15 protein-coding genes are annotated in these 13,596 nt (G+C 57.7%); 11 read left to right on the plus strand and 4 right to left on the minus strand.

Annotated elements, in window-relative coordinates:
• A partial coding sequence (locus MHZ89_RS00005) for an IS1 family transposase (protein WP_001348174.1) occupies positions 1 to 113 on the minus strand: 113 nt, incomplete at its 3' end.
• 440 nt (positions 114 to 553) lie between these two features.
• Between MHZ89_RS00005 and MHZ89_RS00010 the strand changes: the two genes are divergently transcribed.
• Entirely contained in the window at positions 554 to 826 is a 273-nt protein-coding gene (locus MHZ89_RS00010; RefSeq protein ID WP_409373177.1) for a YaaC family protein, read from the plus strand.
• Between the two features lie 386 nt (positions 827 to 1,212).
• Here MHZ89_RS00010 and pspF read toward each other — a convergent pair whose 3' ends face one another.
• Positions 1,213 to 2,202: a phage shock protein operon transcriptional activator gene (gene pspF, locus MHZ89_RS00015; protein WP_311781333.1), complete on the minus strand. Its 990-nt coding sequence runs from the start codon at positions 2,200 to 2,202 to the stop codon at positions 1,213 to 1,215.
• Positions 2,203 to 2,365: 163 nt separating this feature from the next.
• On the opposite strand from pspF, the gene pspA reads away from it, so the two are divergent.
• From pspA to tyrR, 7 genes are all read left to right on the plus strand, one after another.
• Positions 2,366 to 3,031 (plus strand): phage shock protein PspA, encoded by a 666-nt coding sequence (gene pspA, locus MHZ89_RS00020; RefSeq protein WP_311781334.1) that lies wholly within the window; start codon positions 2,366 to 2,368, stop codon positions 3,029 to 3,031.
• 37 nt (positions 3,032 to 3,068) lie between these two features.
• On the plus strand, positions 3,069 to 3,293 hold the full coding sequence (gene pspB, locus MHZ89_RS00025) for an envelope stress response membrane protein PspB (protein WP_120452796.1): 225 nt from the start codon (positions 3,069 to 3,071) through the stop codon (positions 3,291 to 3,293).
• Positions 3,278 to 3,637 (plus strand): envelope stress response membrane protein PspC, encoded by a 360-nt coding sequence (gene pspC, locus MHZ89_RS00030; protein WP_409373178.1) that lies wholly within the window; start codon positions 3,278 to 3,280, stop codon positions 3,635 to 3,637. Before pspB ends, pspC begins: the two co-directional genes overlap by 16 nt.
• A gap of 56 nt (positions 3,638 to 3,693) precedes the next feature.
• The gene (gene pspD, locus MHZ89_RS00035; protein WP_033746947.1) at positions 3,694 to 3,939 is read left to right on the plus strand and encodes a phage shock protein PspD; all 246 of its coding nucleotides are present in this window, start codon (positions 3,694 to 3,696) and stop codon (positions 3,937 to 3,939) included.
• Entirely contained in the window at positions 3,923 to 5,317 is a 1,395-nt protein-coding gene (locus MHZ89_RS00040; protein WP_311781336.1) for a YcjX family protein, read from the plus strand. Before pspD ends, MHZ89_RS00040 begins: the two co-directional genes overlap by 17 nt.
• Positions 5,314 to 6,381 (plus strand): TIGR01620 family protein, encoded by a 1,068-nt coding sequence (locus MHZ89_RS00045; RefSeq protein WP_311781337.1) that lies wholly within the window; start codon positions 5,314 to 5,316, stop codon positions 6,379 to 6,381. The genes MHZ89_RS00040 and MHZ89_RS00045 overlap by 4 nt, the downstream gene beginning before the upstream one ends.
• Positions 6,382 to 6,527: 146 nt before the next feature.
• Complete coding sequence (gene tyrR, locus MHZ89_RS00050) at positions 6,528 to 8,108, plus strand: transcriptional regulator TyrR (RefSeq protein ID WP_311781338.1); 1,581 nt, start codon at positions 6,528 to 6,530, stop codon at positions 8,106 to 8,108.
• A gap of 21 nt (positions 8,109 to 8,129) precedes the next feature.
• On the opposite strand, the gene tpx is transcribed toward tyrR, so the two are convergent.
• Entirely contained in the window at positions 8,130 to 8,633 is a 504-nt protein-coding gene (tpx, locus tag MHZ89_RS00055; protein ID WP_311781339.1) for a thiol peroxidase, read from the minus strand.
• A gap of 150 nt (positions 8,634 to 8,783) precedes the next feature.
• Between tpx and ycjG the strand changes: the two genes are divergently transcribed.
• Positions 8,784 to 9,767, plus strand: a complete 984-nt coding sequence (gene ycjG / locus MHZ89_RS00060) for an L-Ala-D/L-Glu epimerase (protein WP_311781340.1) — start codon at positions 8,784 to 8,786, stop codon at positions 9,765 to 9,767.
• On the opposite strand, the gene mpaA is transcribed toward ycjG, so the two are convergent.
• A complete protein-coding gene (mpaA, locus tag MHZ89_RS00065; protein WP_311781341.1) occupies positions 9,742 to 10,449 on the minus strand; it encodes a murein tripeptide amidase MpaA in 708 nt (235 codons plus the stop codon). The two genes, ycjG and mpaA, sit on opposite strands and share 26 nt — an antisense overlap.
• Before the next feature lie 157 nt (positions 10,450 to 10,606).
• Here mpaA and MHZ89_RS00070 point away from each other — a divergent pair, with 157 nt between their 5' ends.
• Both MHZ89_RS00070 and zntB read left to right on the plus strand, forming a co-directional pair.
• Positions 10,607 to 12,226, plus strand: a complete 1,620-nt coding sequence (locus MHZ89_RS00070) for a peptide ABC transporter substrate-binding protein (RefSeq protein ID WP_311781342.1) — start codon at positions 10,607 to 10,609, stop codon at positions 12,224 to 12,226.
• Positions 12,227 to 12,344: 118 nt separating this feature from the next.
• A complete protein-coding gene (gene zntB / locus MHZ89_RS00075; protein WP_311781343.1) occupies positions 12,345 to 13,328 on the plus strand; it encodes a zinc transporter ZntB in 984 nt (327 codons plus the stop codon).
• Positions 13,329 to 13,596: the final 268 nt, after the last annotated feature.

The raw sequence follows: 13,596 nt of genomic DNA on the forward strand, positions 1-13,596 counted from the left end.
GTTTTACGGCAGTGAGAGCAGAGATAGCGCTGATGTCCGGCAGTACTTTTACCGTTACGCACCACCCCGTCTGTAGCTGAACAGGAGGGACAGCTGATAGAAACAGAAGCCACTGGAGCACCTCAAAAACACCATCATACACTAAATCAGTAAGTTGGCAGCATCACCTACTATCGCATTGCATAGGTATACACAGATCATATAGTGAAATATATAAAAAGCCGGAGTTTTTTATTAAAATAATTGACCACACCTTATTTAGAAAAGGAAAGATATTGTATTTCCGTGGAGACCTGGGATGCTTGGATGAGATAGATGCGGAAAAAATAGTTAAGGCTGGATATAATATTTTAAAATTTAAAGATGATATTTGCCATTCACCAAGTATACAAAATGGCTCTAATGTTCATTGGAGTTTAGATACAGGAGCAACTTATCCTGGTCTAAAAGAGGGACATTATTATTACATTTGTTCGATCACCATGCGCTATTCTAAGGATCCTACACACTCGGAATATTATAACCTTTCTAAGGAGATAAGGAAAGATGGAGTTTGGTACTATATAGGCTCAAATGGTTATACAATCTACATATCAAAATGTATGGATCCGTCATTCTTTATAGTCAGGAGTCTATCATTTATATGATGATGTTTTATCTTGGCTCAATCACAAGATATCGCCCCCATCTCTTTGATAGCTTGTTTTCAAATAAAGAACAATGGTTGGTAAGTGAGTTTTTGAAAACACAACCTAAGCAGTATCTATATTTATTAACAGCTCAAATTTTAGGTCAGCAAGTGACAAAGGCATATGCAATGTTCTAATTTATAGTGCTTTTATTTATAGGTTGTTCTTTTCTTACAGGAAAGCTTGTCTCCTAAAAATAATTTTTGGTTAAATTATAAGCGCCTCATGCTTTTAGGTCTCTCATCTAAAACGCTGTGGCGTTTGTGATGTCCGCTTCTGGCACAAACCGGACATTAAATTCAAGCCAGTTAAGGCTGTAGCACCGTTGCATATAGGGAGAACTACAGGCCCAAATTCTTAACCATTTTGAACTGAGCATATGACGTGCTGCCTCGCCGATTTGATGTAAAATCCCTTCCCCAAATCTTAATTAAAAAACCAATACAAATAGCCATTTACTGAATGGAAAGCAAGCACTTGAAACCATGCATTTTGTCATCCAACTGACTTATTTTTAATGCTTTCATTCCTTTTCCACCCCGTGTTTTTTCATCATCGCCCTCAACTGGTGATAGGTCACGCCCAGCAGTTCGGCGGCGCGGCGCTGATTGTATTTCGCCTGCTGCAAACTGGCTTCTACCAGCGCGCGCTCCTGCTGGTTTTGCCACTGACGCAGATCGAATGGCAAAGCGGGCAGGTCGCTGGTTGCGTCTTCCTGCGCTGTCACCGCTGGCTGCGCGCGTGGCGCAAAGGGATTAATGATAATCCTGTCCAGCGGCGTTTCACTGCTGTTATGACGGTAAACCGAGCGTTCCACCACGTTTTTGAGTTCACGCACGTTACCGGGCCACTGATACGCCAGCAGCGTCTCCTGCGCCTCGGGCGTAAAGCCCGGAAACAGCGGCAGCCCCAGTTCACGGCACATCTGAATGGCGAAATGTTCCGCCATCACCAGAATATCGCTGCGCCGCTCACGCAGCGGCGGTAGTTGCACTACATCGAAGGCGAGGCGATCGAGCAGGTCGGCGCGGAACTTTCCTGCCGCCGCCAGCGCGGGTAAATCTTCATTGGTGGCGCAAACCAGCCGCACATTCACCTGCAAAGCGTGATTGCCACCGACGCGCTCAAGCTGACCATATTCAATAACCCGCAGCAGCTTCTCCTGCACCAGCATCGGCGCGGTCGCCAGTTCGTCGAGAAACAGCGTGCCGCCATCTGCACGCTCAAAGCGGCCCAGGTGGCGCTTCTGCGCGCCGGTAAAGGCGCCGGCCTCATGGCCGAACAGCTCAGAATCAAGCAGATTTTCATTTAGCGCGGCGCAGTTAAGCGAGATAAACGGGCCTTGCCAGCGGTCGGAAAGATAGTGCAGGCGGCTGGCTATCAGCTCTTTGCCGGTGCCGCGTTCGCCCACGACCAGTACGGGCTTTTCCAGCGGTGCCAGCATAGACACCTGTTCAAGCACTTCCAGAAAGTTGTTGGATTCACCCAACAGATTATCGTTGCTGCCAGCCATGATGAAATTCACCACCTGTTAATCAATTTAACTACCTTACGCGACGCGCGCTGCGCTGTAAAATATAAATACCCTTCAAAATCAAATAAATAAAAACTGGCACGCCTTTTGTATATAACAATCAGCGCATGGCGCACCAACATAATCAAAGAGGAACATCATTATGGGTATTTTTTCTCGTTTCGCCGATATCGTTAACGCCAACATCAATTCGCTGCTGGAGCGTGCGGAAGATCCGCAGAAACTGGTACGCCTGATGATTCAGGAGATGGAAGACACGCTGATTGAAGTGCGCTCCACCTCGGCGCGCGCGCTGGCGGAGAAAAAACAGCTGAACCGCCGCATTGAACAGGCGGAAATTCAGCAGGCCGAATGGCAGGAAAAAGCGGAGCTGGCGCTGCGCAAAGAGAAAGAAGACCTGGCGCGTGCGGCCCTGATCGAAAAACAGAAGCTCACCGACCTTATCGCCTCGCTGCAGCAGGAAGTGGTACACGTTGAAGAGACGCTGGAGCGCATGAAGGGCGAAATCGGCGAGCTGGAGAAAAAACTGAGCGAAACTCGCGCGCGTCAACAGGCGCTGACGCTGCGTCACCAGGCGGCCTCTACTTCCCGCGATGCGCGCCGTCAGCTCGACAGCGGCAAGCTGGATGAAGCCATGGCGCGTTTTGAATCTTTTGAGCGTCGCATCGACCATATGGAAGCAGAAGCGGAAAGCCAGCGTTTCGGTAAGCCAAAATCGCTGGACGCGCAGTTTGCCGATCTGCAGGCCGATGATGAGATCAGTCAGCAACTGGAAGCGCTGAAAGCCAAAATGAACCGTAGCGAATAATAATGATCCTGTCTGCGAGACTGATTAAGGAGAGTCAATGAGCGCACTTTTTCTCGCTATACCGCTGACCATTTTCGTGCTCTTTGTGTTGCCGATCTGGTTATGGCTGCACTACAGCAATCGCCGCAGCGGCAATGACCTGTCGGCAGGCGATCTTCAGCGCCTGCAGCAGCTAACGCAGGAAGCTGAACGGATGCGCGACCGCATCCAGGCGCTGGAGTCCATTCTGGACGCTGAGCATCCTAAATGGAGGCAGCCATGATTAAACGTAAGCTGTGGCGCAAACCGGAAGAAGGGAAGCTGATGGGCGTCTGCGCCGGCGTGGCGGAGTACCTCGATATCCCGGTGCGTCTGCTGCGCGTAATAGTGGTGCTGTCGCTCTTTTTCGGCCTGTTTGCCATTACCGTCAGCGCCTATTTTATCCTGGGATATGTACTCGATCCTAAACCCGCGGATGCTGAAGAGGGCGCGGGCAAGCCGAACGCTGGCGAACTGCTGGACCGGCTGGAGCGCGCGCTGCGTCGCGATGAGTACAGCGTGCGCGAGATAGAGCGTTACGTAACGTCTGAAACCTTCAGCGTGCGCAGCCGCTTTCGCCAGCTGTGACCTTTCCTGAGCGGGGCCGCGCTGGCCCCGTTATGCTGATCAACCGGAGGTTTACTTTGTTATATTCACGTACGTCCTCTTTTCGCCGCCGCGCGACCCCCGCGTTGAAGTCGGTCGGGAAATTCATCATTATCAATGCCGTGAGCTACGGGCCTGCCGGTCTGACCGGCTGGGCAGTAAAATCGGTTGCGCGTCGTCCTCTGCGCATTCTGCTTTCCCTGGCGCTGGAGCCGTTGCTGCAGCGCGTAATGAAGCGGGCGGCGGCGCGCTTCATCAGGGAAAAAGATGATAAACAAGTCTGAACTACTCTCATTACTCAACCGCGGCGCGGATCGTCATCTGCGCCTGGCGGTAACCGGCCTGAGCCGCAGCGGCAAAACCGCTTTTATCACCTCACTCGTTAACCAGTTGCTTAACGTGCACAGCGGCTCGCGGCTGCCGCTCTTTTCCGTGGTGCGCGACGAGCGCCTGCAGGGCGTCAAGCGCATTCCGCAGCGCGACATGGGCACAGCGCGTTTCACCTATGATGAAGGGCTGGCGCAGCTTTATGGCACGCCGCCCGCCTGGCCGACCCCGACGCGCGGCGTCAGCGAAATGCGGCTGGCGCTGCGCTATCGCTCGCAGGATTCGCTGCTGCGCCATTTCAAAGAGAGCGCGACGCTCTATCTGGAAATCGTCGATTATCCCGGCGAATGGCTGCTCGACCTGCCGATGCTGGCGCAGGATTACCTCGACTGGTCACGACAGATGCTGGGCCTGCTGCAGGGCGATCGCGCACAGTGGGCGCAGCCGTGGCGTGAGCTGTGCACGTCGCTCGATCCCTTTGCGCCTGCCGACGAAAACCGGCTGGCCGCCATCGCCGCCGCCTGGACCGACTATCTGCACCGCTGTAAAGCCGAAGGGCTGCACTTTATCCAGCCCGGCCGCTTTGTGCTGCCTGGTGAGATGGCGGGCGCACCGGCGCTGCAGTTTTTTCCCTGGCCGCTGAAGGATGAATCTGAGCGCGGCAAACTGGCGCAGGCCGATAAAGGCAGCAACTTCGCCATGCTGCAGCAGCGTTTCCGCTACTACTGCCAGCATGTGGTGAAGGATTTTTACCGCAACCACTTCCTGCGCTTCGATCGCCAGATTGTCCTGGTGGATTGCCTGCAGCCGCTGAACAGCGGCCCTCAGGCGTTTAACGATATGCGGCTGGCGCTGACTCAGCTGATGCAGAGTTTCCACTACGGACAGCGCACCCTGTTCCGTCGCCTGTTCGCGCCGGTGATCGACAAGCTGCTGTTCGCCGCCACCAAAGCTGACCATATCACCGCCGATCAGCACGCGAATATGGTGTCGCTGCTGCAGCAGCTGGTACAGGACGCCTGGCAAAACGCGGCGTTCGAGGGCATCAGCATGGAGTGCATCGGGCTGGCGTCGGTGCAGGCTACGCAAAGCGGGCTGGTGGATCATCGCGGCGAGAAGATCCCGGCGCTGCGCGGCGATCGGCTGGCGGATGGCGAAGCCCTGACTTTCTATCCAGGCGAAGTGCCGCCGCGTTTGCCGGGACAGGCCTTCTGGCAGCAGCAGGGTTTTCAGTTTGAACAGTTCCGGCCGCAGCCGCTCGATATCGATCGTCCGCTGCCCCATATCCGCATGGATGCCGCGCTGGAATTTTTATTAGGAGACAAGCTGCGATGAACGATGAAAAACTGAAGCCGCGTATCGATTTCGCCCGGCCGCTGGAGGCCCCAGCCGAGCGGCCGCTGCGCCCGGCGCAGGCATTTGACGATGAGGCGCAGCAGGCGTTTCTCGCCGTTGACGAGCAGGCTGGCGACGTGATGGAAGAGGGCGCGGGAGAGCGGGCGGTCGAGCAGGCATTGCGCCCGAAGCGCAGCCTGTGGCGCAGACTGGTTGGCGTGGGCGTCGCGCTGTTTGCCGTAAGCGTTGCGGCGCAGAGCGTCCAGTGGATGCATGACGCCTGGCTGACGCGCGACTGGTTCGCGCTCGGCAGCGGCGCGGCTGGCGGGCTTATCGTCATCGCTGGCGTCGGCGCGCTGACCAGCGAGTGGCGTCGTCTCTATAAGCTACGCGAGCGCGCCGAAGCGCGCGACGTCGGACGTGAACTGCTGCACAGCCATAGCGTCGGCAAAGGCCGCGCTTTTTGCGAAAAGCTGGCGCAGCAGGCGGGCATCGATCAGGCGCACCCGGCGCTGCAGCGCTGGCACGCCTCGCTGCATGAAACCCAGAACGATCGCGAAACCGTTCAGCTCTATGCGCAGCTGGTGCAACCGGTGCAGGATCGTCAGGCGCGGCGCGAAATCGGCCGCCACGCGGCGGAGTCAACGCTGATGATTGCCGTCAGTCCGCTGGCGCTGGTGGATATGGCGTTTATCGCCTGGCGCAACCTGCGGCTGGTCAATCGTATCGCCGCCATCTACGGTATCGAACTGGGCTACTTCAGTCGGCTGCGGCTGTTTCGCCTGGTGTTGCTGAATATGGCGTTCGCCGGCGCGTCGGAGCTGGTGCGTGAAGTGGGGATGGACTGGATGTCGCAGGATATTGCCGCCCGACTCTCAGCGCGCGCCGCCCAGGGCATCGGCGCGGGTCTGCTGACCGCGCGGCTCGGCATCAAGGCGATGGAGCTGTGTCGCCCACTGCCCTGGCTGGAGGATGATAAGCCGCGCCTGGGCGACTTTCGTCGCGATCTTATTAGCCAGCTTAAAGAGACGCTGCCAAAAAGCGGTGCGAAGCGCGAAAGCTAAGGGCCTCTTCCTGCCGGTGCGCCGTCGCCTGGGCGGCGCGCACCGCAGGATGAACACCGGTGTCAACTTTTGCTTCCACGCCTCTTCAGACCTGTTGCAAGTTAGCGTATTATCTCCAGATTCTTTACCTGACTAAGGCCATCGCAATGCGTCTTGAAGTCTTCTGCCAGGACCGCATCGGTCTGGCGCGTGAGCTGCTCGATCTGTTAGTCGCCCGTAATATCGATTTACGCGGCATCGAAATTGCGGCCCTTGGCCGTATTTATCTCAACTTCTCTGCGCTTGAATTCGATCAGTTCAGCAGCCTGATGGCGGAAATCCGCCGCACGCCGGGCGTCACCGACGTGCGTACCGTCGCCTATATGCCTTCGGAGCGGGAGCATCGCGCCCTGAGCGCGCTGCTGGTGGCGATGCCAGAGCCGGTGTTTTCCATTGACCTGAAAAGTAAAGTCGAGCTGGCGAACCCGGCGGCACAGAACCTGTTCGATCTCGACGAGCAGAAAATTCGCAACTACAGCGCAGGTAATCTGATTAGCGGCTTTAATTTTCAACGCTGGCTAGAGAGCGACCGCGTTGAGGCGCAGGCGCAGCATGTGGTGATCGACGGCCGCGATTTTCTGATGGAAGCGCGTCCTATCTATCTCACCGCCGATGAAGGTGCGGGTGACCAGCCGGTGGGCGCGATGGTGATGCTGAAATCTACCGCGCGCATGGGGCGCCAGCTGCAAAACCTGGTGGTGACCGACGAGTCGGAGTTCGATCATATTATTGCGGTGACGCCGAAAATGCGTCAGGTGATCGACCAGGCGCGCAAGCTGGCGATGCATGACGCGCCGCTGCTGATCGTCGGCGATACCGGTACCGGTAAAGATATGCTGGCGCGCGCCTGCCATCTGCGTAGCGCGCGCGGCAAGAAGCCTTTCCTGGCGCTGAACTGCGCCTCGCTGCCGGATGACGTTGCAGAGAGCGAGCTTTTTGGTCATGCTGCTGGCGCCTACCCGAACGCCTTAGAGGGCAAGAAAGGCTTTTTTGAACAGGCCAATGGCGGCTCGGTTCTGCTTGACGAGATCGGCGAAATGTCGCCGCGCATGCAGACCAAGCTGCTGCGCTTCCTGAATGACGGAACGTTCCGCCGCGTCGGGGAAGAGCATGAAGTCCATGTGGACGTGCGCGTCATCTGCGCCACGCAGAAAAACCTGATTGAGCTGGTGCAGCGCAGCGAGTTCCGTGAAGATCTCTTTTATCGCCTAAACGTATTAACGCTGCATCTGCCGCCGCTGCGCGAGCGTCCGCAGGACATTCTGCCGCTCACCGAAATGTTTGTGGCGCGCTTTGCCGATGAGCAGGGCATTCCGCGTCCGCGCCTGTCGCCGCAGCTTAACGGACTGCTGACGCGCTACAACTGGCCGGGCAACGTGCGTCAGTTGAAGAATGCGCTCTACCGCGCATTGACGCAGTTAGAAGGGCACGAACTGCGCCCGCAGGATATCGTGCTGCCTGAGCAGGCGCTGGATGCCTCGCTGGGTGAAGAGGCGATGGAAGGCACCCTTGACGAGATTACCAGCCGCTTCGAACGATCTGTGCTGACGCGCCTTTATCTCTCCTATCCCAGCACCCGCAAGCTGGCGAAACGCCTCGGCGTATCGCATACGGCGATCGCTAATAAACTGCGCGAATATGGGTTAGGGCAGAAACGCGGCGAAAAGGAAGAGAAAAGCGGCGGCTAAGAGGCGCCGCCGCCGTTAATGCTACTTCAGTACCGCCAGCGCGGAATCGTAATCAGGTTCGGTGGTGATTTCATCCACCAGCTGGCTGTACAACACCTTATCCTGCTCATCCAGCACCACGACCGCACGCGCCGTCAGACCCGCCAGCGCGCCCGCGGCGATTTCAACGCCGTAGTCATTTTTAAATTCAGCGCCGCGCAGCGTCGAGAGCGTGACGACGTTATTCAGGTTATCGGCGCCGCAAAAGCGCGACTGGGCAAACGGCAGATCGGCAGAGATACAGAGCACGACCGTATTGTTCAGCTCGCTGGCGAGCTGATTGAAGCGGCGTACCGAGGCGGCGCAGACGCCGGTGTCGATGCTGGGAAAAATATTCAGAACCTTGCGTTTTCCTGCATACTCAGAGAGCGACACGTCGGTGAGATTTTTCGCCACCAGCGAAAAGGCTTTAGCCTGCTCGCCCGCCTGTGGAAAGTGACCAGCAACCTCAACCGGGTTGCCCTGAAAGTGAACAGTATGAGACATAGCGATTCCTTAAACGTCAGAAAAAAGCGTGACTGGCTACAGGTAAGTATGGTTTGAAAACGTGTTTATGACATATCTATAAAAGACTTACGAGCTAAAAACGCAGATTATCCGAGACGACGCGCAGTTATCGACCTACATGGAGAGAGTATGAGAACGGTAAAAAGCTATCCCGAGTCCTGGCCGCTGCATACCCCTTTCGTTATCGCCCGCGGCAGCCGCACCGAGGCGAAAGTGGTAGTGGTAGAAATTGAAGAGGATGGCGTAAAAGGCACCGGCGAGGCGACGCCCTATGCGCGCTACGGCGAAACGGAAGCCTCTGTACTGGCGCAGATCGCTGATATTCTCCCGGCGTTGCAGCAGGGTATGACGCGTGAAGCCTTACAGCTGGCGCTGCCCGCCGGCGCGGCGCGCAACGCTATCGACAGCGCGCTGTGGGATTTGCAGAGCCGCCAGCAGCAGCAGGATCTCTGGACTCTGAACGACGTCACGGCGCCTGATGAGGTCGTGACGGCCCAGACCGTCAGCATCGACACCCCTGAAGCGATGGCAAGCAGCGCCAAAGCGCTGTGGCAACACGGCGCGACGCTGCTGAAAATCAAACTGGACGATACCTTTATCACCGAGCGGCTGGTGGCGATCCGCGCGGCGGTGCCGCAGGCGACGCTGATTGTTGACGCGAATGAATCCTGGCAGGCTGAAGGCCTGGCGGCGCGCTGCCAGCTGCTGGCGGATCTTGACGTGGCAATGCTTGAACAGCCGCTGCCGGCCGGTCAGGATGCGGCGCTGGCCAATTTTATCCATCCGCTGCCGATCTGCGCCGATGAAAGCTGCCATACCCGCGACAGCCTGTCTGCGCTGCGTGGACGTTATGAAATGATTAACATCAAGCTGGACAAAGCGGGCGGCCTGACCGAAGCGCTGGCGCTGGCGACAGCGGCGAAGTCGCTCGGTTTTGAGATAATGCTCGGCTGCATGATCTGCACCTCGCGCGCTATCCATGCCGCGCTGCCGCTGGCGGCGGGAGCGCGCTTCGCCGATCTCGACGGGCCGACCTGGCTGGCGGTGGATGTCGAGCCCGCCATACAGGTCAGCGCAGGCAGGGTGCTTATCGCTGCCAGCGCAGCAGGTTAATCATCGCCTCCAGATAGCGCTCCGTCGCTTCATCAACCGAAATGGCTGGCATCTCGGCGGTGATGCAGGGCAGACCGAGGTCGTTGCACCAGCTGCCGAACGAGCCGGGCGTGTCGTAACCGACGCTGCTGACCAGCGGCAGCGCGGTTTGCTGCGCCAGCCAGTGACCGATATCGCTGCCGCGCGGATCGTCGATACAGGCCAGCGGCTCATGCCAGGAGACCACCCAGCGCGGCTTTAGCCCGTGAATCAGCTCGCACAGCGCCTGAGTTTCCGGCTCTGAGCCCGGCCGATCCCCGGTCGAGAGCAGCACGTCGCGCGCCTCGGCGGCGCTGTTCCAGCGATAAACCGTTTCGCCGCTCTGCCAGTTGGCCGCCGGGAAGTTACGGTTGAGGTCGACGCCGTGGGCATTGGCGCGCAGGCCAAGCTGGCACCCGTCCGGATTGACCGCCAGTACCACGTGGTGACGACGCAGCCGGTCCGGCAGCGTGCGCATCGCGGCGGAAAGCGTGGCGATGGCCGCGTTCTCATCTCCATGCGTACCCGCCAGAATCAGTCCGCTGTCGGCATCGGCGGCGGGCGCGGGAAACCAGAGCAGCGGCGCGCCCAGCACGCTGTCACCGTAGCGCTGAAACGGAATCTCAAGTTTTCCGCGCCGCGGTCGCGGGTGTAACAACGTCATCGGCTTTCTCCTTTGTTGCCCTCTGTCAGACAAAGTAGCGGAAAAGCCGCGCGCGGAAAATCGCTATTTATCCTTCAGTCATTTGCGCTACAGTGCCGGGGTCATGCTGCGCCCTCTGGTGCGTTGCGCAGCGCTTCATTAGGGTAAGGGAGTGAAGATGAAAAGCACATTTCGCAAGACGCTGATGGCGCTGGCGCTCGCAGGCATCGCGAGCCAGGCGCTGGCGGCACAGCTGCCGGCCAACGCGCAGCTGGCCGATCGGCAGGAGATTGTCCGCCATATCAAAGATGAGCCCGCCTCGCTCGATCCGTTGAAAGCCGTTGGGCTGCCGGAAATTCAGGTGATCCGCGATCTGTTCGAGGGGCTGACGAATCAGGATGCGCAGGGCAATATCGTGCCGGGCGTAGCCGAAAGCTGGAGCAGCAGCGACAATAAAACCTGGATCTTTACGCTGCGCAGCAATGCAAAATGGTCGAACGGCGAGCCGGTGACGGCGCAGGATTTCGTCTATAGCTGGCAGCGCCTTGTCGAGCCCAAAAACAGTTCGCCCTTTGCCTGGTTTGCCGGACTGGCGGGCATCAGCAACGCGGGCGCGATAACCAAAGGCGAGATGCCAGCGAATCGACTCGGCGTCAGCGCCGTAGACGCCCAGCACCTGAAGGTGACGCTTGACCGCCCGGTGCCCTGGTTTCCCGCGCTTGCGGCTAACGTCGCGCTTTTCCCGGTGCCTCAGCAGGTTATCAACCGCGAGGGTGACGGCTGGACCGCGCCGGGCAAGCTGGTGGGCAACGGCGCTTACCAGCTGGCGTCGCGCGTGGTAAATGAGAAGATTGTGCTGGCGCGTAACTCACACTACTGGGACGACGCGCATTCGGTCCTGACCAAAGTGACCTTTATTCCCATCAATGAAGAGTCCAGCGCCACTAAGCGCTATCGCGCGGGTGATATCGATATCACCGAATCTTTCCCGAAGAACATGTATGCCCAGCTGAAAAAAACGCTGCCAGGCGAGGTCTATACGCCTGAGCAGCTAGGCACCTACTACTACGCCTTTAATACGCAAAAGGGCGCGACGGCGGATGCGCGGGTGCGTAAGGCGCTGTCGTGGAGTATCGATCGCCGCATTATCGCAGAAAAGGTGCTGGGCACCGGCGAGAAGCCCGCCTGGCGCTTTACCCCCGACGTGACGGCGGGCTTTAAGCCTGCGCAGTCCTATATTGAACAGCACAGCCAGCAGGAGCTTAACGCCCAGGCGAAAGCGCTGTTGACCGCCGCTGGCTACGGCCCTGGCCGACCGCTGCATCTGACGCTGCTTTACAACACCTCGGAAAGCCATCAAAAAATCGCGATTGCCGTGGCGTCGATGTGGAAGAAAAATCTTGGCGTTCAGGTGACGTTGCAGAACCAGGAGTGGAAGACCTATATCGACAGCCGCAACAGCGGCAATTTTGACGTTATCCGCGCCTCCTGGGTTGGCGATTACAATGAGCCATCGACATTTCTCAGCCTGCTGACCAGCGGCAACAGCAGCAATATCGCGCGCTTCAGCAACGCCGATTACGATGCGGTTCTCGCCAGAGCAAGCAGCGAAACCCAGGCTGACGCGCGTAACAGCGACTACAACAAAGCGGAGCAGATCCTGGCCGACCAGGCACCGATCGCGCCGATTTACCAGTACACCAACGGCCGCCTGATCAAGCCGTGGGTGAAAGGCTATCCCATCACGAATCCCGAAGATGTCGCCTACAGCCGCGAGCTGTGGATCGCAAAACACTAAGCCCTGAGCGGCCTGCCAGCAGGCCGCATCCAGACACCTTTGCTCACAGCCTGAGGATTGCAACTCAACCGCGCCGCGCTAGACTGTATCGTATTGATTTTTGTAGTGAGGCAAGTGAGTGAACGTCATTGAAGGCAAAGCGTTGCAGGTTTCCGACGCCATTATCGCCTGTCAGCTTGATGGCAAGGGCGGCTTGATCCCTATCGAAGATAAAGATGTGATCCACTGCGAGCGCCCCTGCTGGCTGCATCTTAACTATACCCATCGGCAGAGCTCTGACTGGTTGCAGTCTACACCCCTGATCCCCGATACGGTGCGCGACGCGCTGGCGGGCGACAGTATGCGGCCGCGCGTCAGCCGTCTTGGCGACGGATTTATGATTGTGCTGCGCAGCGTTAACCACAACGCTGACTCGCGGCCCGAGCAGCTGGTGGCGATGCGGGTCTTTATCAACGACAAGCTGATTGTCTCGACGCGTCGCCGTAAAGTCTATGCGGTGGATGAGGTGCTGACCGATCTGCAAAACGGCAACGGGCCTGAAGATGGCGGCAGCTGGCTGGTCGATATCTGCGATGCGCTGACCGATCACGCCAGTGAATTCATTGAAGAGCTGCATGACAAAATTATTGTGCTGGAGGATGCGCTGCTGGATCAGCGTATACCGGCGCGCGGTGAGCTGTCGCTGCTGCGCAAGCAGCTGATAGTCATGCGGCGCTATATGACGCCGCAGCGCGACGTCTATTCGCGGCTCGCCAGCGAGAAGCTGCCGTGGATGGATGACAGCGATCGTCGCCGTATGCAGGAGGTGTCGGACAGGTTAGGGCGCGGGCTGGACGACCTGGACGCGGGGGTGGCGCGTACCGCCGTACTGGCGGACGAAGTGGCCTCGCAGATGGCGGAAGCGATGAACCGCCGTACCTATACTATGTCGCTGCTGGCGATGATTTTCCTGCCGACGACCTTTCTGACCGGCCTGTTCGGCGTCAACCTCGGCGGCATTCCGGGCGCCAACTGGCACCTTGGCTTTAGCGTGTTCTGCCTGCTGCTGGTGGTTCTTGTTCTGGGCGTCGCCTGGTGGCTTAAACGGCGTAAGTGGCTGTGACAATAATGTAATCAACTGGTTACAATGGTTAATGCCGGGGCAAAAAAAGGCTGCTAATGGCAAAAAGGGAAAAAAAGCTGATCGAGGTCAATAACCCTCCAGGGCAACATCGGCAAACTCTGTATCCGCAGGTGAATGCAACGTCAAGCGATGGGCGTTGCGCTCCATATTGTCTTACTTCCTTTTTAGAATTACTGCATAGCACATATTTAATTCGATACGCCGGCCTATCCGCCGGCTTTTTTTTTGCCCCTGCGGCGGAGTTATA

The sequence above is a fragment of the Pantoea sp. ACRSB genome, assembly GCF_022346905.1.
In the GTDB taxonomy this organism is placed as follows: domain Bacteria; phylum Pseudomonadota; class Gammaproteobacteria; order Enterobacterales; family Enterobacteriaceae; genus Pantoea; species Pantoea piersonii.